Here is a 17591-nt window from a genome sequence, read left to right on the forward strand (position 1 = left end):
TCTGTCATTCCTGCGTAGGCAGGAATCTCATTTTCAATCAAACCAATCTTCTGACAAATCATTACAATCAGCATTATCTTCAACTATTAAATTAATTTTCCATTGTCTTTTCCAATTTTTGAGATTTTTTTCTCTCTTAATAGCATCAGAAACATATTGAAAAACCTCAAAATAAATTAGTTTATCTAAATTATATCTTTCTGAAAAACCTTTAATTAACTTATTTTTGTGTTCAAATATTCTTCTTTTCAAATCATTTGAAACACCAATGTATAAAACCCCATCTTTTTTATTTGTGATTATATACACATAATATTGATGTTGAGTTTTAAACAATTATTTTTTCTTTTTATCTAGAGATTCCTACCTACGCAGGAATGACAGCATTTTTATTTACTTTTTTATTACTATTTTGAAAAATAACTATTTACCAACTCTAAAACTGAATCTACACTTGGTAAATTAGCTACTTGAACATTTTCAAAATATTTTCTTGCTTCTTTTGCAGTGGTTTCTCCAATACAAAAAGCAATTTTATCTGTTGTATTTTTTTGTAAATAACTTTCAATTCCAGAAGGACTGTAAAACAAAACTCCAGAAACATCATCATCTAATTTATCTGGACTTAACATTGTTTTGTAAGCTTCAACTTCGTTTACAATTATGTCTTTCATCTTTAAATAAGCAGGTAAAATATCTAAACGCAAATCAGAACAGAAGTATGTTACCTCTTTGGTTTTAATATTTTCTGATAAATATTCTGCTAATTTTTTAGCATTTTTTGCTACATGAGTTACCTTACCTATTCTATTTTCAATCAGTTTCTTTGTTCTTCTACCTACACAATAAATATCGTTAAAATTAATTTCATTTTTGGTAAACGAGTTTAAAATTGCTTCCACTCCATTTTGACTAGTAATAATAACGTTTTCGTTTTCAGATTTCATTACTTTTGGAGAAATTCTATTAAAGCGAATTTTAATAAAATCACTATCTTCTACGCCAATAGTGTTTGATAAGATTTGTTTTTGAGCTTCGGATAATTTTTTGGTAGAAAATATTTTATGATTTATTAAAGATTCACCTTGCATATCTGCTAAAATCAACTCTTTTCCTCCTCTATTAATTATATAATCTGCACAGTCTTTTGCTAAATATCTGTGTCTTCCCATTTTTGCAGTTTTGGTAACTGTAATTTTTTTAGAACCGTCTTTTTTTAATAAAACTCCTTTAAAATTAATTTCTTCTGTTTTTTCATCAACATAAGCTAGAGCACCAATTGGAGCTGTACAACCACCTTCTAATTGATTTAAAAATTCTCTTTCAATTCCTACACAAACTTGTGTTTCATAATGATTTAATTGCTCACAAGCATCTATTATAAATTGATCTTTTTCTAAACATGCAATCATGATTGCTCCCTGAGCTGGTGCAGGAATCATCCATGAAAGATTGATTGCTCCTTTTGGTCTTTTACCAATTCTTTCTAGTCCTGCAGCTGCAAAAACAGCTCCATTCCAAGTTTCACTGTCTTCTAATTTTTGCAAACGCGTATTTACATTACCTCTTAAATCAACTACTTTATGGGTTGGGTAACGATTTAACCACATTGCTTTTCTTCGTAAACTACCAGTTGCAATAATTCCATTTGGTTGCCCAAAAAACTCCTCTGTGTCTTTTAAAACTAAAATATCATTATAATTTGCACGCTTTAAAACAGCACCTTGTACTATACCTTCAGGTAAAACTGTAGGCACATCTTTTAGAGAATGTACAGCAATATCTATATCACCATTTAACATAGCAATGTCTAAATTCTTTGTAAAAACTCCAGTAATTCCGAGCTCATACAAGGGTTTATCAAGAATAATATCTCCTGTAGATTTTATAGGAACAATTTCAGATTCGTAACCTAACTCTTCTAACTCTTTGCGCACTTTATTGGCTTGCCAAAGAGCCAGTTGACTTTCGCGAGTTCCTATTCTAATAATTTTTTGCATGAATTTATTTTAGTGTTGAAACACCTTATTTATCACTTGAATACTTTCTGAAACAGACGTATCTTCCGCTTTTAAATGTTTCACAAACTGTGTTGTAATTTTTTGAATGATACGTGAAGTTAAGATTTCTGCTTGATCTTCATCAAAATTATTAATTTTCTTTTTTTGAAAATTAATTTCATCATTCTTGATGCTTTCTAAAGATTCTTTTAAGGCTGTAATTGTTGGCGTAAATTTTCTATGGTTTACCCAACTATTAAATTCAGACTTATGCGTTTCTATTATGCTTTCTGCAAAAGGAATTTCCTTTTGGCGTTTTGCCAAAGTTTCGAAGGTAATTTTAGACAGCTCATCAACATTTACTAAAGTAATATTATCGAATTGATTTACTTGCTTATCTACATTTTCTGGCATGGATAAATCTAAAATCAGCAATTGTTTATCTTTTGTAATGTGTTCTTGAGTAATTGTAGGTTTATCAGCTCCAGTAGATACAATTAATACATCAGCATTATAAATCTCTTCTGTTAAATTTTCGATAACAGATTTTCGAATTGAAGCATGTTCTCTTACAAATTGAGTAGCTTTTTCTTCTGTTCTATTGATTAAACAAACCTGTTTATTTTGTGTGTACTCTGCTAAATTTTTACAGGTATGCTTACCCATTTTCCCTAAACCAAATACAACAATATTTTTAGAATTATAATCTGGTAAGTTTTTAATTAAGTATTGAACAGCTGCATAAGAAACTGAAGTGGTTCCAGAACTCAATTTAGTATCATTTTTAACTCTTTTACTGGCTTGTAAAACTGAATTGAGTAAACGTTCTAAATAACTGTTTGTTGTATTTAACTTTTTAGCTAGTTTAAAAGCTTGCCTCAACTGACCAACAATTTCATAATCACCTAAAATCTGACTTTCTAAACCTGTGCCAATTCTAAATAAATGATTTACAGCCTCCTCATTTTTATAAATGAAAGAAATATTAGAAAATTCTTGAATACTACCTTCTGAAAATTCACACAATAATTCAATTAAATGACATGGTCTTTCTGCAAAACCTGAAATTTCTGTTCTATTACATGTAGATATTACAAAAACACCTTCAATAGAATTCTCTTTTGCTTTTTCTAATAAAGCAATTTGGTTTTCTTTTGACAATGAAAATTTCCCACGAGTTTTAGCATCAGCTTTTTTGTAACTGACACCAATATTGTAGAAATGTTTTTGATTATTTATCATAAAATTTAAACTGAAACAAAATTAGGAACAATACATATAAAAAAATATCGCTAAAAGTACTTTTAATAACGTTAGATGATTTTTAGATGATTTTTTACAAAAAAACTTTCAAAAATCCTTATTTTTGCAGTGTTAGCAAGGTTTTAAAAGAATATTATATAGAATCATTCTAAATAAAAAGAAACGAAATTAAGTTTTAGATTATGTTCAAAAATGTCGGAGAAAGTACTTTTGAAGAAATTACATTAGAGAAAGGGTTTTATGTACTTCATTTTCAGAATGAAAGCAAAAATATTCAGGTTTTTGAAAGGAATATTGACAGTACTTTTATTCAAATTCACTTTTGTTTGAGAGGTAATTCTAAATTTTTATTTAATAATGGATCATATTCTTTTGATGTTTTAGATGGCAGATCTATTCTATTATATAATCCGCAGAGAAAATTACCCATACATTTAGAAAACCAACCAAAAACCACATTGGTTTCTTTGTTAATTTCTATTGAAAAATTCCACTCGCTTTTTTCTAAAGAATCTGGTTATATCCCTTTTTTAAGTGATGAAAATAGTAACCGAAAATATTATGATGATACAGAAATAAAACCTACTGTTTCTATTGTTTTACAACAAATTATAAACTCTAATATCAATAGCTCTATTCGTGAACTCTATGTAAAAGGAAAAGTTTATGAGTTGTTGAGTTTACATTTTCGAAAGGAAGAAAATACTGAAGGCGAATATTGTCCTTTTTTAGTTGACGAACAAAATGTACTCAAAATTAGAAAAGCCAAAGAAATAATAATTGACAGAATGGCTGAACCACCTAGTTTGCAAGAATTAGCAAATGAAATAGGGTTAAATATCAAAAAGTTAAAAGAAGGGTTTAAACAAATATATGGAGACACTGTTTTTAGTTTTTTGTTTGATTATAAAATGGAGCATGCTCGTAGATTATTAGAATCGAATCAATATAACGTTAATGAAGTAGGAATGAGAGTTGGTTATAGTACTGCAAGTCATTTTATTGCAGCATTTAAAAAGAAATTTGGCACAACACCAAAGAAATATGTAATGAGTCTTAAAAGTTAGAAGAAAATTAAAAGAGTGAAACAACTTACACATTACGATATTAAAAATAAGCAACAGAAGTTCCCAATAACTATTGTTTGTGATGCTATTAGAACCCCAGAAAATATTGGAATGTGTTTTCGTATTTCTGAAAGTTTTGGAGTTGAGAAAATTTATTTTCATAAGGATTCTCCAAAACTAAATAACCGAAAAGTAATTAAAACTGCGAGAAATACAATTAATCAAATTGACTATGATTTTTACAGTGATTTTTCAAAAATCATACACCAATTAAAAGAAGAAGGCAATACAATTATTGGCATAGAAATTACTGATAAAAGCATCAATATTCAAGATTTTAAATTTGAAAATCATGAAAAAATCGTATTACTTTTGGGTAGTGAACGCAATGGAATTGAAGATGTTAAATTGATGGATTATACAATTGCAATCCCAATGTATGGTCGTAATTCAAGTATAAATGTGGTACATAGTTTAGCGATTACGCTTTATGAAGCTACGAATCAGTTAGCAGTAAGCAAAAATAAAAATATTAGAGTTTCAAATTAAAAACTTTGAAACTCTAAACTTTGAAACTTATTTTAATGAAAGGAGTATTATTAAACAATTTAGGATCACCAGATTCTACTAACATTAAAGATGTAAAAACGTATTTAGATGAGTTTTTGATGGACGAACGTGTTATCGATATTCCATATTGGAAACGCTACGTATTAATTAAAGGAATTATCTTAAACTTTAGACCAAAAAAATCTGCTAAAGCTTACAAAAAAATTTGGTGGGATGAAGGCTCACCTTTAGTTGTAATTTCTGAACGGTTTACAGAAAAACTAAAACAAAAAATTGATATTCCAATTGAGTTAGCAATGCGTTATGGAAGTATGAGTATGGAAAAAGGCATTAAAAATTTGGTTGATAAAGGAGTAACAGAAATCTTTTTAGCACCTTTATACCCACATTATGCCATGTCTTCTTACGAAACTGTGGTTACTAAAGCAGAAGAAATTTTAGCTGAACATTATCCAAGTGTTATTTTAGACACTTTACCTCCTTTTTATAAAAAGCCAGATTATATTAGAGTGATGAGTGATAATATTGCACATCATTTAAAAGATTTTGAATATGACCATATTTTGTTTTCATATCATGGAATTCCAGAACGTCATATTAAAAAATCTGACCCAACAAAAAGTCACTGTAAAATTGATGGCTCTTGTTGTGAGCGTAATTCTGTTGCACACTATACTTGTTATAGACACCAGTGTTTTGAAACTACAAAAGCAATAGCAAAAGAACTTGATTTAAAAGAAGGTACTTGGAGTAATTCTTTTCAGTCTAGATTATTAAAAGACCCTTGGCTTAAACCTTACACAGATTTTGAGTTAGAAAAATTCCCAAAAGAAGGAAAGAAAAAGTTAGCTGTTATTACACCTGCTTTTGTTTCTGATTGTTTAGAAACATTAGAAGAAATTGCAATGGAAGGTGAAGAAGAGTTTTTGGAAGCTGGAGGCACACATTACAAACATATTCCCTGTTTAAATGATAATGATGACTGGGTTAATGTAATGAAAGAGTGGATTGAAAATTGGAATAATAATTAGAAGCAATTTCCTGCTTTCCATTATATCTTTAAAAAAAAAAAAAAAAGGATGCCACTTCAATCAGGGCTAAACTTGTTTGCCAACAAATAGTGTAAATTTAAAATTTAATTTAAATCTATGGATTTTTTATACATAAAAGCATTACACATTATTTTTGTAGTTACCTGGTTTTCAGGCTTATTTTATATCCTTCGCCTGTTTATTTATCATACAGAAGCAGAAGATAAATTAGAGCCTGCTAGAGAGATTTTACAAACGCAATATAAATTAATGAGCAAACGCCTTTGGTATATTATTACTTGGCCATCTGCAATTTTAGCCAGTTTTTTTGCTTTTTGGATGCTATATGAAAGCCCATATTACTTATCTGAACCTTGGATGCATATTAAACTTGCATTTGTTTTAGGTCTATACTTTTATCACGGATTTTGTCAAAATATCTACAATAAATTACAGAAAAATATTGTTAAATATTCTGCTTTTAGATTACGTCTTTTAAATGAAGTAGCCACAATTATTTTATTTGCTGTTGTGTTTTTAGTCACCTTAAAAAATACTATTAATTGGATTTGGGGAGTTATTGGTATTGTATTATTTGGTCTATTACTAATGTTAAGTATCAAACTTTACAAAAGAATTAGAGCAAAAAAATCTTGGGACAAAGCTGAAAGAGAAGTTTTAGAAGGTACAGATTCTGATGAGGACAATATCTAGATAGTGAGTAAATGCTCTGAAATCATCTGTTTTTTTTCTTCATCTACACCAACTTCATCTGCAAAACTACTCCAATTTTTGACTACATTTCTTACTGTATCTATGATTTGTTTTGGTTTTTTCATATTCATCGATTTTGCAACCTTTAGAAAATCATCTAAACTAAAATCTTTTCGCTTGCCATTAATACTCAATGCATGCTGACTTACCCAATAGCTTGTAGGATTATATGCAAAACAAATATCATAAGCTGGTGCCAATTCCCATTTTTGATTTTGCTTCATTATAAAAGAAAAGTTTTTAGTATGGTCATCACAATTTTTAGCAAATACATTAAAAACCATTCGCCTAAACATCTCTTCTGCTTCTTTATACGTCAAGCGTAATTCACGCATGGTTTGAAACAATTGTTCGTAACTAAAACTTGTAATTAAATTAAAGTCAAAATGTTTCATTGCACAAAATGTTTGTATATGGTGTTTGATATTACCTTTGTCTCTATCAAATCTTTTGGTCATAAAATGTGCTCTACCATTTTCTTCTAACAACTCACAAGGCATCATTTTTATTCCACTAGCTTTTGCCATTAAATAATATGCCATTTCAACACGTCCATAACCTTGCGTATCTCCCAATTGCACATCACTTACACCATCTAATTTAATTAACCAATGTTCAAAGTCTTTAGGAACATTAGATTGCCCTGAACGAACTTCTCCTGTTTTTTTATTGTATGCAATAACCGCTTTTGGTCTGGCTCCACCTGCAGATGTACCAATTGCAATAATCTGTTTTATAGCAATTTCTTCCTGTTTATTTACATTTACCTTAAATTGACTTCTATTATGTAGCATTTTCCTGGCAACATCTACCAAACTTTCTATTTCTACTGTAAACGCATTGCTACTATTCTGCAATTGCATAGGCTCAAACTCTAAAGCACCCATTGCTCTTTTACCAATAAAACAAAGTTGCTCCACAGGATTCATACTTTTTTCAGGACGCCCTTGCTGTGCCAACCAAACATCAATTAATTGATTTCCGTAAGCGTCTGGTAGCGTATCTGCTAATAAACCTGGTAAACCTTTAAATGTATTAAATTCACTATTTTTGGGAGGACGTAATTCTGGAAAAGAAAAAATAGTTTGTGCAGAATTTACTGGCATTTTTAGTGGACTTACTTCTATTTTCTTATCAAGAAAATTTTTATCATATTCAAAAAAACCTAATTGCTGTTTCTCATCCCAAGCAATAGCACCAACAGTTTTTCCCCATAATTTAATAAAAGCAGTTGTTATCATTACCAATCGGTTAAATCTTCTTCAGCTGCAATATTACCACTAGCTCTTTTTCTTTGGTTTTGTTGCATTTTCGCCAACTGTATTGGGCTAATGGTTTGCGTCACTTTAAAAACATCTAAAACATATAAAACTTCTAGTACACGTAAAACTCGTAGCAAAGTAGACAATGTTACTGTTTCTCCACGCTCTAACAAACTTAATGTAGATCTACTAATGTTAGCTTGTGTAGCAATAACAGATTGTGTTTTATTTTGCTGTAAACGATGGTGTTTTACAAACTCACCTATCTTTTTAGATAAGTTTTCATCGCTCATTGCATACCAGTTATTGTATATTAAATCATTCATAAATATTATTTAAAAGATATAATGAATTAAATTTCATACAAATATACAAATTAATATTAGATTTTAAAATAAAATGCATTAAATATAATTTATTAAAACTTTAATTCATTCATTATGAATTATAAATCATTAATAATGAATGAAAAGATAATGAAAAATAGAAAAATAATGAGCAAATAATTTGTAATAGCTTTGATAAAAAACTAAATTTTAAGTTTATAAAATAGTTATTAAACAAACAGTAGTATATTTTATGCGTTGTATTTAGCTGAAAAGAAATTACTGTTGTAGAAAAAAGAACATAGCAAAATTTTGTAAGCGTAATAGATATTTTATCTTAATAAGATATAAAAAACAAAAAACCGAAACTTTTATTTCGGTTTTTTTTGCGGAGAAAGAGGAACTAAAACGAAATAGAAAAACCCTTTATTCATAAGGGTTTCCAATGTTGCAATTAAATACTGACACCTAATTAGTCCCTTATAATTTAATCAATAATATATTGATTTACTATATCTATCTGAATACCAGAATATTCTGAAAACTCATCTACAGTTATAAACTGATGAGGTTCTTTATCTAAAAAATTCTTGATGTCATTTAATAACTTACGTCCATAGCGTTCACTACGCCCAGTGATTCGCTGAATGTCTTTTGGATATATGCAAGCTCTTTTTGTATTCATCATACTTTATCTATGCTTTATCCATACTCATACCATACTTTACTTATTTGATTTTTTTGGCGTAATCGGAAGGAATGGTAGTATATGGAGTTTGCTTTTTCTTTCTTGGTTATAAAGTTACTTGATTTGTGTCATAAATCAAAAAAAATATACTTATGGCAAAACAAACAGGAATTATCAAATTAAAAGGAACTATCGGAGGTATTTCTTTTTATAAAACAAGTGATGGACACCTCGCTCGTGAAAAAGGAGGTGTAGACAAAAGCAGAATCCAGAATGATCCTGCGTTTCAAAGAACGCGAGAAAATGGTTCTGAATTTGGACGCGCTGGTAAAGGCGGTAAAGTATTGCGAAACGCCATTCGTTTGCTTTTGCAGAATGCAAAAGACAAAAGAGTGGTTTCTCGTTTGACAAAATCTTTAGTAGCGATTACGAAAACGGATACGACTAACGAAAGAGGATTGAGAACGTTGCAAGATGGCAATCTAGGACTTTTAGAAGGTTTTGAATTCAATTTGAATGGAAAGTTAGGAGCAACTTTATTCGCTCCGTTTACCAAAGCTTTTGATCGAGTTACAGGAGAAGCAACTTTAGACTTAGCTGCTTTTTCTCCTGTGGTTAGAATTGCAGCTCCTGCAGGAACTACACATTTTAAAATAGTGATGGGTGCTGCCGAATTGGATTTTGAGAATGAAACCTCAACTTTTGAGAGTGATACGACTGCTATTTTACCCTATACCGCTGCAGACACTGCTGCCATTGCATTATCTGCTACGATAACTGCTAACTCTACCTTACAAGTAGTACAGGTTATTGGAGTTGAGTTTTATCAGGAAGTGAACGGAGAAATGTATGCCCTTAAAAATGGTGCTTACAATGCATTATCTGTTGCGACTGTTGATACTCCATAGTCATGGAGTTAGTACTACAAAGAGCTTATTTTAAACAGGGTACCAATGGTACTCTGTTTATTTCTAATCGGTTTCTTTGTCATACCATAGAGTTGCCCTGGAGAAATAATACTCGAAACATTTCCTGTATTCCAGAAGGACAATATGAAATCGTTCCTCGATTCTCTAAAAAGTTTAAGCATCATTTGATATTAAAAAACGTGGACGATAGAAGCCTTATTTTATTTCATCCTGCTAATGATGCTAAAAGAGATTTGGAAGGTTGTATTGCTCCTGTAAGCTACTTGAGTGGTATTGGAAAAGGAATCTACTCAAGAGATGCAATGCAGAAATTATTGTCTTTGGTGTATCAAGCTAAAGACCGAAAAGAAAAAATTTTATTAACTATTACATCACAAAATCATGAAAATTATAGAACGTTATCAAAAACCTACTCCTAAATTTTTTAGAGTATTACGAAATATAGGAATTGCGTTGGCTACTGCTGGGGGTGCTATTATAGCTGCACCAGTGGCGATACCTGCAACGATTGTTACTATTGCTACTTATATGACGGTTGCAGGCACTGTAGCGACTGCTGTGAGTCAAGCTGTGGTCTCTGACAATAAAGAAAACACAGAAATAGAAACCATTCAAAAAAGAAAGTAATATGAGTTTTCAAATACCCCATTCCAATTTGAGTGCTGGTGTATTAGGGGGTACTTTTTTTTCAGCCATCACTCATATTGGTTCAGAAGACATCATCACTACTATTGTATTGGCTGCATTGGGGGCGATTGTGAGTTTTATTGCTTCTGTGATGATGAAAGCTTTTGTAAAATCAATAAAAAAACAGCGCAAAAAATAATTGCGCTGTTGTTGTTTAGTGTTTCAATTTACAGGATCTTAATACTGCTATTTTTAATTCTTGTATTGCTTTTAGCTTGTTTTGAAAAACGAGCTCTAATTCTTCTACTTTTTTTAAGGTTTTCAATTTGGTTTCAAAGTCTTTTTGACCAAAATACTTACTATTTTTTTCTAATAAGTTTTTGACATCTGCAATGTAGATAAAAGGAATGACTGACCCTTTTAGATAATACCGATAGCACTTGGATTCTAGCAACATATAGGACAAATGAAAAAGGGCTTCTTTTTGCAGAATGGTTTCTGTGGAAACGACAAAAGAGTTCCTTACAGGAGCTGTGAATGGTTTTCCAGAGTTTAGTCCTTTATTTAAGATAAAAAAATGAGGTTTGTCATAGTTGCGCCCAGGTTGATGGGTCTTGATTTGAAAAGTTTGCATAATTATCCATTTTAAAGTTAAGATGCTTATGCTGCGCTGCGCTTCGCACATAAATTTTTTCAAAAGAAAAACAACAAAAAGAAAGTGTTTTCTACCTTGGCGAGGATAGGCTGTCAAGGTTTTTGAGAAAAATACGACTGGACTAGAAGTTTACAGTTTTTAGAGGTAGACTATAGTTTTGTTTTAACAGAGAGGTCCTGAAACGAGTTCAGGATGGAAGTGGAGATTTTTATCAAAACCCAAAGGCTTGACCTTTATAGCCTAAAAAGCAGTGGCTGCAGGGAGCCATTGTTTTGACTTCTTTTTGTTGTTTTTATTTTATTACCTTACGGTTTCTTTTTCAAGAAGTATTTTAAAAGACTATCTTACAGCTATATTTATCCACCTCTCAATTATGCGGGTTTTATGTTATATTTTAATGGAATTTTAAAACTTGAATTAGAAATTGATAAAATAACTTATTATAAGAGTTTATGATTGAATCTAAACTGATAGTGAATTTAGAAACAAAAAGTAAAAACTATTTTGTATAATTACTAAAACAGATAAAGAAAAAAAAACAACTATCTATGTTGGAGCAGGTTTGTCTGCTTCTTGTGGAGTACCTACTTGGAATAAACTTACAGAAGAGATTTGCACCACTTTTTTTGCTCATTGGGAATTTTCAAAAGATACAAAAAGAGTACCAACCAATATGTCAATTGCACTTTGGGAAAAATTTTTATGGAGTGAAGAAGATAAAATTTTAGCTAAAAAATTTGCAGCAAATGACCCGATGAAAATAATGGAGCAAATAAAAAGTCAAATTGAACCAAGAAATTGGATATATCTGATTAGAAAAATATTATACTATCAAAATGAAATAGAGTATTCAAGCTTATTAGAAGCAGTCGTAAAACTAATTTCTGCAGATGACATAAACAATGTTTTAACAACAAATTATGACGACCTTATAGAGATTAGGATGAAAGAAAAAGGTTTAATAGTAAATTCAATTTCTTTTGAACCAATAAATAACAATTCTATTAATCAAATTATACACCTACACGGAATACTTCCAATTTATGGTGGAAAAAAACAAGAATTATATTTACAGAAAGTGAGTATAATGAAGAGTTTTCAAAACCTTATTCTTGGACAAATATTGTACAATTAACTAAATTTTGTAATGAAACTTGTATGTTTATTGGGACTTCGTTCACTGACGTGAATTTAATCAAACTTTTAAGAACGAGTAGGACGCTAACAAGGAATATGCATTATGCTTTAATTTTTGATAACCCAAAAGAGGAACTAAAAATAAAGAAGTTGTTTGATAATTATCTTTATAATCTTGGAGTTAAAGTGATAAGATTGCCCATGAAAAATGAAGTGGATTATAGTTCTTTAGTAAAATATATAAAAATTATTAATGATTTTATTAAAGATGAAAAACACGAATTGAGAAAGTATATTAGTTGATTTAGTCAAATCTTAGCAAGTTTTAATAATTTTTTTATTGTAATTCTTATTAAGAGAATAAAGCAAAGAGCTTAGTGTGATTGATCAGTAAGGTTTTAGCATAAATAAAAATAATTTAAAGACGTTTTAATACAAACTTTTTTATGGGCGCTGTTTAGGTGATTGTATGTGAGGAACAACTATCTAAAAAGGGTTTAGTGAATGGAATAAAGTTACCACAGACCCATTGAAAATATTGTCAATTGATGAAACCTATAGCTTTGAAATGCAGGTAACGATTGTGATTTTTTTTTAATTCTTAGCGAAATGAGACAAACAAAGAATTTTAGTAATAGATATTAGTAGAATTTTTGTGCAGATGAATGAGATAAGCAATTAAAAAATAATAAACATACCTAGTGCGCTGGCAGCAGCGAGAATAAGGGTATTACTTTTTACTTGCTTTTACCAATTTCTTTTATTGGTTTTGTTAAAAGTGAATGTTTTGCAAATTAAGAACTAGAGTAAAATTATTGAATTATATGCATTGGTTTTATTGACTATAAATTCGCATTTACTTTTAGCGAAACCAACTATCTTCATTTTTTTGCAAATAAAAAGTTATACTCTTATTGGCTTTTTTTGATTTTATAGGTGCTTTATAAATTGTATTTAATTTTCTGCTTCTAATTATATAGTTCTTATGCTTCATTTAAAGTTGCTAAAAGCACTTATAAAAACAATGCGACAAAAACGGAATGATGTTTAGATAACTAAATTTAATTATTAATAACGAATGTGAGCGTTGGAAGTGCGGCTATTTTACATAATGGCGTTATAGTGCCTGGAATCTATGGAAGAGCAGTATAACTGCGCATTATGTAACTTAGCTTTGGGGAGTTTTGTGTTTTATGAAACATTAAGTGCGTGTTGCTTTTTGGAGTTGTGCAATGAGTTTGCGAATGGAACAAGCTCTAAAATGCAATAACCTATAGAATACTAAAACGCTAAACTTGTATTGGCGCGCGGAACAAGCCAAAAGACAGGGGCTTTTTGTGACAACAATAATCTGGGTTTTGGTTTGTGGGGAAGTTTGTATGCTTATTTTCAATTAAAATAAAGGACAAAACTTGTAACATCTTTCTACTTTAATTTATTGGCAACAAAAAATAATATTTTAGTATCTTGTAAAATAAATTAAAAAGGATTTTATTTTCTATGCAGCAAGTTGAAAAAAGCTAAAAAAACGATACATCAAAATACAATTGACTCAAATAATATATTAATTTTGACAGATTTTGAAATATATACTTCTTCTAAATTAAAAAAAGTAGCATAAAATAGATGGGGATATTATTAAAGCAAGTTAGAGTTCACGGATTTAGAGGGTTAGATAATCTAGAAGTTGATTTTGAGCCTACTTCTGTTCTTGTTGGCACTAACAATGCAGGCAAAACAACGCTATTAAAAGCATTGCAACTTGCACTATCAAACTCATTTCAAATTACTGATGATGATTTTTTCTTTTCAGATGCTATTATTAGAAGTATAATTATAATAGATGTGCTATTTATTAGTATAGATGATAATGGAAATCAAATACCTGAATTTGAAGATAAATGGTCTACAGTAATTACAGAAAACAGAATTACAATTGATTCCGCAGGAAATCAAATACTTGCTTTTCGAACAATTATTGAAGAAAACCTTATTAGAAAAACATTTACAAAAAAGCAATTCATTATTGATGAATGGCCCGATTTTAAAAGTGATGAAGATGGGTTTTGGTATGAACAAATTTATCAAACCTCATTGAGTTTTTACTTTGATGAAATTCCATTTTTTTATTTAGATGCCAATAGAGATATTTTAGAGGATTTAAAATCTAAAACTTCTTTTTTAGGTAAACTTCTATCATCTATAAATTATAGTGATGAAGATAAAAAAACAATTGAAGACCTTGTAAAAGAATTAAACAAAGAAACAATTGATCGTAGTGATGTTTTAACAAGTCTTCACTCAATTCTTGAGGAATTAGACACAGCAATGGATAATCCAAATAACACAGTAGATATTACGCCATTTACCAAGAAGCTGAGAGATTTAAATAAAGGGGTTAAAATCAATTATTCCCAGTTTTCAATGGAATACCACGGTATGGGCACAAGAAGTTGGTCATCACTTTTAATCTTAAAGGCTTTTATTTTACAAAATATGAATTTGGCTGATGCAAGTCAAGTTGCTTACTATCCCATCATTGCCATTGAAGAACCTGAATCTCACTTGCATCCAAATGCTCAAAAAAAGTTATATTCTCAAATAAACAACATAGTCGGTCAAAAGATACTCTCTACGCATTCAAGTTATATTGCTGGTAGCGCACAATTATATGAAATTAGAAGTATTTGTAAAAACACTACAGATACTACGATTGGAAAGTTTGATGAAACTGGATTGAATAACGAAGACATTCGTAAAATATATAGACAAGTAACAAATACTAGAGGCGAATTGTTCTTTTCTAAATTAGTTATCCTTTTTGAAGGCGAAACTGAAGAACAAGTATTACCAATAACAATTGAAAGATATTTTGAAAAAAGCTCTATTGAACTTGGTGTTGATTTTATTGGAGTTGGCGGTTCAGGAAATTATTTACCATTTATAAGGTTTTTTGAAGCATTTAATATTCCTTATTTAATCTTTAGTGATAATGAACCAGAAGCTCATACCACAGTAGAAAAGCAAATACAAAAATCTAATTTAAATGACATAAGCAGAGTTGTTTTTCTAAATGATGAAAATGATTTCGAAAAAGAATTGTGTAATACTGGATATATAGATGAAGTAAAGAAAGCTTATTATAGTTTGGAGTTGTCTGAATGTTCTAATCCACAACACGAAATTGCAAAAAAGGCACAGTTAGATTTAATACCAAACGAAGACTATTATGATATAATCGTAAATTTAAAAACACAATTTGCACCTTTGATAGCTCTCGAATTATGCAAGTCTGCTAAAGATTTACCAGAGAAAATGATTGAATTGTTTGATAAAGTAAAAGCAATATTAAATCCTGTAAGTGATGACTAAAATTAAATTATCAGAGAAACAAGAAAGTATCGTAAACTTAAATCAAGGAGCATATTTGGTTTTGGCAAGTGCAGGAAGTGGGAAAACGAGAGTTTTGACGGAAAGAATAAAGCGATTATCAGATTCTATTGACGGTAAAATATTAGCTATAACATTCACAAATAAAGCAGCTTCTGAAATTAGAGAAAGATTAGGTGGTTCAGAAAAAATCAGCAAAAATGTATTTGTTGGCACATTTCATAGTTTTTGTCAATCAATTCTTGAATTAAGGTTTAAGCTTTTGGGTTATAAAAAAATGCCTCATATTTTCGAAGAGGATTCAGATAGATTAGAATTAATTAAGCAAGCTATTAAATCTGTTCCCTTTTTTAAAGAAATTTATGATGATTTAGAGCCGAAGAAAAAAAATCAATATACTTATAATGCTTTACAGTTTATTTCAACAGTAAAAAGGGATGTCATTTCAGCAGAAGAATTGGCAGAAAGTTCCGAGAATGAAGAATATCAATATCTTTTTGAAACCTATCAAGACATTTTAAAGTCAAACAACGCTATTGATTTTGATGATATTATTAGATTAATTTATGAGCTATTTACTAATAATGAAGCTGTTGCCAATCTATATCGTAAATCCTATTCTTTTATCTGTATTGATGAATGCCAAGATTTGAATAAACTTCAATATTTCCTGTTAAAAGCATTATCTGGGAATACCATAAAAGATTTAATGATGGTTGGAGACCCAAACCAATCTATTTATGGATTTAATGGTTCAGCACCAACATATATGCAAGAAGATTTTGTAAGGGATTTTCAAGCAGAGAAGATTACATTAGATGAAAATTATCGATGTTCAAAGTCTGTAATTGAAGCTTCAAACGAATTGATGAATCTAAATGTGGAAGCAATAAATTATGTGATTGATGGAATTTTCGAAATTACACCAGTTGACACTGAAGTTAAGGAAGCAGAGTTTATTTTAAATAAAATTAAAGAACTTATTAATTTAAAAACACACGATGATATTGAAGGAGAAATCAATTATGAGAAAATTTCAATCTTAGCTAGAAATAAATTTGTTTTCAAATACGTTGAAGAATTGCTAAAAGAAGAAAAGATACCCTACTACTTTAAATCAGGAAATGTGGGCATTAAATTTAGCTCGATATCAATGAAGATTTTTGATTTATACTTTAGAATTAAAATCAATCCTCTTGATAGGTTGCATCTAAATAAATTAGAAAACATTTTAAAAGTCAAGGATGTCTATAATTTTAATGAGCTTCAAGATTCAAAACATCCAATTTCATTAAACATTAACAATATTATAAACGATTGTAGCATAGATAATCTGCATTTGAAAATTGAGGAATTAAAAAAACTTTTTAATGATTTAATAGTTGATGATGACGAAAAGAAGCTAACATTAGATGAATTGGAAGATTTTGCAAATCAATTAATTCAATACAAAAAGCAGAATTTAAGACCATCACTTGACGGTTTCAAATCTGCAATTGCTTTAGGTTTAACCAATAATACTAGCAGTAAAGAAAAAGGTATTTGTTTAAGTACAGTTCACACAATGAAAGGACAAGAAAATGAAATTGTATTTTTAATTGGAATGGACGATGGTACATTCCCAGATTTTAGAGCTGTTAATAAAGGTGGGGAAGAATTACAACAAGAGAAAAACAATACTTATGTAGCTTTTACAAGGGCTAAAAGATTTTTGTTTGTGACATACCCAAAAAGGAGATTGATGCCTTGGGGTGATTATAAATCTAAAACTATTTCGAGGTTTTTAAAACCTTTAATTTAAATTTAATTATCAAAATAATAATTTATAAATATTTAATTGTATAATTAATATTTTTAAACATACTTCTAGAT

At 29.7% G+C, this 17591-nt stretch carries 18 protein-coding genes and 1 pseudogene; 12 read left to right on the forward strand and 7 right to left on the reverse strand.

All coding sequences use genetic code 11. The features are described from left to right. Positions 1-33: 33 nt before the first annotated feature. From BTO18_RS07025 to hemA, 3 genes are all read right to left on the reverse strand, one after another. Positions 34-336: a GIY-YIG nuclease family protein gene (locus BTO18_RS07025; protein WP_105015546.1), complete on the reverse strand. Its 303-nt coding sequence runs from the start codon at positions 334-336 to the stop codon at positions 34-36. Between the two features lie 71 nt (positions 337-407). Next, the gene (hemC, locus tag BTO18_RS07030) at positions 408-2000 is read right to left on the reverse strand and encodes a hydroxymethylbilane synthase (RefSeq protein ID WP_105015547.1); all 1593 of its coding nucleotides are present in this window, start codon (positions 1998-2000) and stop codon (positions 408-410) included. A 9-nt stretch (positions 2001-2009) separates the two neighbouring features. After that, positions 2010-3242 (reverse strand): glutamyl-tRNA reductase, encoded by a 1233-nt coding sequence (gene hemA, locus BTO18_RS07035; protein WP_105015548.1) that lies wholly within the window; start codon positions 3240-3242, stop codon positions 2010-2012. 203 nt (positions 3243-3445) lie between these two features. Here hemA and BTO18_RS07040 point away from each other — a divergent pair, with 203 nt between their 5' ends. The 4 genes from BTO18_RS07040 to BTO18_RS07055 all read left to right on the forward strand — a co-directional run bounded on the left by BTO18_RS07040 (position 3446) and on the right by BTO18_RS07055 (position 6645). Continuing rightward, the gene (locus BTO18_RS07040) at positions 3446-4330 is read left to right on the forward strand and encodes a helix-turn-helix transcriptional regulator (protein ID WP_105015549.1); all 885 of its coding nucleotides are present in this window, start codon (positions 3446-3448) and stop codon (positions 4328-4330) included. 15 nt (positions 4331-4345) lie between these two features. Further along, complete coding sequence (locus tag BTO18_RS07045; protein ID WP_105015550.1) at positions 4346-4879, forward strand: TrmH family RNA methyltransferase; 534 nt, start codon at positions 4346-4348, stop codon at positions 4877-4879. Positions 4880-4914: 35 nt separating this feature from the next. After that, the gene (gene hemH, locus BTO18_RS07050; protein WP_105015551.1) at positions 4915-5931 is read left to right on the forward strand and encodes a ferrochelatase; all 1017 of its coding nucleotides are present in this window, start codon (positions 4915-4917) and stop codon (positions 5929-5931) included. 117 nt (positions 5932-6048) lie between these two features. Further along, complete coding sequence (locus BTO18_RS07055; protein WP_105015552.1) at positions 6049-6645, forward strand: CopD family protein; 597 nt, start codon at positions 6049-6051, stop codon at positions 6643-6645. Here BTO18_RS07055 and BTO18_RS07060 read toward each other — a convergent pair. From BTO18_RS07060 to BTO18_RS07070, 3 genes are all read right to left on the reverse strand, one after another. Further along, entirely contained in the window at positions 6642-7946 is a 1305-nt protein-coding gene (locus tag BTO18_RS07060) for a type II toxin-antitoxin system HipA family toxin (protein ID WP_105015553.1), read from the reverse strand. The two genes, BTO18_RS07055 and BTO18_RS07060, sit on opposite strands and share 4 nt — an antisense overlap. Continuing rightward, positions 7946-8293: a helix-turn-helix domain-containing protein gene (locus tag BTO18_RS07065; protein WP_105015554.1), complete on the reverse strand. Its 348-nt coding sequence runs from the start codon at positions 8291-8293 to the stop codon at positions 7946-7948. Before BTO18_RS07065 ends, BTO18_RS07060 begins: the two co-directional genes overlap by 1 nt. A gap of 487 nt (positions 8294-8780) precedes the next feature. Continuing rightward, positions 8781-8978, reverse strand: a complete 198-nt coding sequence (locus BTO18_RS07070; RefSeq protein WP_105015555.1) for a hypothetical protein — start codon at positions 8976-8978, stop codon at positions 8781-8783. 155 nt (positions 8979-9133) lie between these two features. On the opposite strand from BTO18_RS07070, the gene BTO18_RS07075 reads away from it, so the two are divergent. From BTO18_RS07075 to BTO18_RS07090, 4 genes are read left to right on the forward strand one after another with little or no spacing between them, the layout of a single operon-like run. Continuing rightward, entirely contained in the window at positions 9134-9889 is a 756-nt protein-coding gene (locus tag BTO18_RS07075; protein ID WP_105015556.1) for a hypothetical protein, read from the forward strand. Positions 9890-9891: 2 nt separating this feature from the next. Continuing rightward, complete coding sequence (locus BTO18_RS07080; RefSeq protein ID WP_105015557.1) at positions 9892-10329, forward strand: DUF5675 family protein; 438 nt, start codon at positions 9892-9894, stop codon at positions 10327-10329. Next, positions 10292-10537 (forward strand): hypothetical protein, encoded by a 246-nt coding sequence (locus BTO18_RS07085; RefSeq protein WP_105015558.1) that lies wholly within the window; start codon positions 10292-10294, stop codon positions 10535-10537. The genes BTO18_RS07080 and BTO18_RS07085 overlap by 38 nt, the downstream gene beginning before the upstream one ends. 1 nt (position 10538) lies before the next feature. Further along, a complete protein-coding gene (locus tag BTO18_RS07090) occupies positions 10539-10736 on the forward strand; it encodes a hypothetical protein (protein ID WP_105015559.1) in 198 nt (65 codons plus the stop codon). A 15-nt stretch (positions 10737-10751) separates the two neighbouring features. Here the strand turns inward: BTO18_RS07090 and BTO18_RS07095 are convergent, their stop codons facing one another. Further along, on the reverse strand, positions 10752-11288 hold the full coding sequence (locus BTO18_RS07095; RefSeq protein WP_146106891.1) for a DUF6943 family protein: 537 nt from the start codon (positions 11286-11288) through the stop codon (positions 10752-10754). 847 nt (positions 11289-12135) lie between these two features. On the opposite strand from BTO18_RS07095, the pseudogene BTO18_RS18170 reads away from it, so the two are divergent. The 4 genes and pseudogenes from BTO18_RS18170 to BTO18_RS07115 form a co-directional block, all read left to right on the forward strand. After that, positions 12136-12410, forward strand: a pseudogene (locus tag BTO18_RS18170) (SIR2 family protein); the annotation flags it as partial. A 15-nt stretch (positions 12411-12425) separates the two neighbouring features. Beyond that, the gene (locus BTO18_RS17970; protein ID WP_244905137.1) at positions 12426-12632 is read left to right on the forward strand and encodes a hypothetical protein; all 207 of its coding nucleotides are present in this window, start codon (positions 12426-12428) and stop codon (positions 12630-12632) included. A 1323-nt stretch (positions 12633-13955) separates the two neighbouring features. Continuing rightward, positions 13956-15701 (forward strand): ATP-dependent nuclease, encoded by a 1746-nt coding sequence (locus tag BTO18_RS07110; protein WP_105015563.1) that lies wholly within the window; start codon positions 13956-13958, stop codon positions 15699-15701. After that, on the forward strand, positions 15694-17520 hold the full coding sequence (locus BTO18_RS07115; protein ID WP_105015564.1) for an ATP-dependent helicase: 1827 nt from the start codon (positions 15694-15696) through the stop codon (positions 17518-17520). Before BTO18_RS07110 ends, BTO18_RS07115 begins: the two co-directional genes overlap by 8 nt. The last annotated feature ends 71 nt before the right edge of the window (positions 17521-17591 follow it).

Origin of the sequence: Polaribacter porphyrae, from assembly GCF_002954685.1 — a bacterium.
Lineage (GTDB): Bacteria > Bacteroidota > Bacteroidia > Flavobacteriales > Flavobacteriaceae > Polaribacter > Polaribacter porphyrae.

Excerpts from the sequence above, each read along its gene's own strand:
- hemC (WP_105015547.1), bottom strand. The coding sequence starts at position 2,000 with ATGCAAAAAATTATTAGAATAGGAACTCGCGAAAGTCAACTGGCTCTT.
- hemA (WP_105015548.1), bottom strand. The coding sequence starts at position 3,242 with ATGATAAATAATCAAAAACATTTCTACAATATTGGTGTCAGTTACAAA.
- BTO18_RS07040 (WP_105015549.1), top strand. The coding sequence starts at position 3,446 with ATGTTCAAAAATGTCGGAGAAAGTACTTTTGAAGAAATTACATTAGAG.
- hemH (WP_105015551.1), top strand. The coding sequence starts at position 4,915 with ATGAAAGGAGTATTATTAAACAATTTAGGATCACCAGATTCTACTAAC.
- BTO18_RS07055 (WP_105015552.1), top strand. The coding sequence starts at position 6,049 with ATGGATTTTTTATACATAAAAGCATTACACATTATTTTTGTAGTTACC.
- BTO18_RS07060 (WP_105015553.1), bottom strand. The coding sequence starts at position 7,946 with ATGATAACAACTGCTTTTATTAAATTATGGGGAAAAACTGTTGGTGCT.
- BTO18_RS07065 (WP_105015554.1), bottom strand. The coding sequence starts at position 8,293 with ATGAATGATTTAATATACAATAACTGGTATGCAATGAGCGATGAAAAC.
- BTO18_RS07070 (WP_105015555.1), bottom strand. The coding sequence starts at position 8,978 with ATGAATACAAAAAGAGCTTGCATATATCCAAAAGACATTCAGCGAATC.
- BTO18_RS07075 (WP_105015556.1), top strand. The coding sequence starts at position 9,134 with ATGGCAAAACAAACAGGAATTATCAAATTAAAAGGAACTATCGGAGGT.
- BTO18_RS07080 (WP_105015557.1), top strand. The coding sequence starts at position 9,892 with ATGGAGTTAGTACTACAAAGAGCTTATTTTAAACAGGGTACCAATGGT.
- BTO18_RS07085 (WP_105015558.1), top strand. The coding sequence starts at position 10,292 with ATGAAAATTATAGAACGTTATCAAAAACCTACTCCTAAATTTTTTAGA.
- BTO18_RS07090 (WP_105015559.1), top strand. The coding sequence starts at position 10,539 with ATGAGTTTTCAAATACCCCATTCCAATTTGAGTGCTGGTGTATTAGGG.
- BTO18_RS17970 (WP_244905137.1), top strand. The coding sequence starts at position 12,426 with ATGCATTATGCTTTAATTTTTGATAACCCAAAAGAGGAACTAAAAATA.
- BTO18_RS07110 (WP_105015563.1), top strand. The coding sequence starts at position 13,956 with ATGGGGATATTATTAAAGCAAGTTAGAGTTCACGGATTTAGAGGGTTA.
- BTO18_RS07115 (WP_105015564.1), top strand. The coding sequence starts at position 15,694 with ATGACTAAAATTAAATTATCAGAGAAACAAGAAAGTATCGTAAACTTA.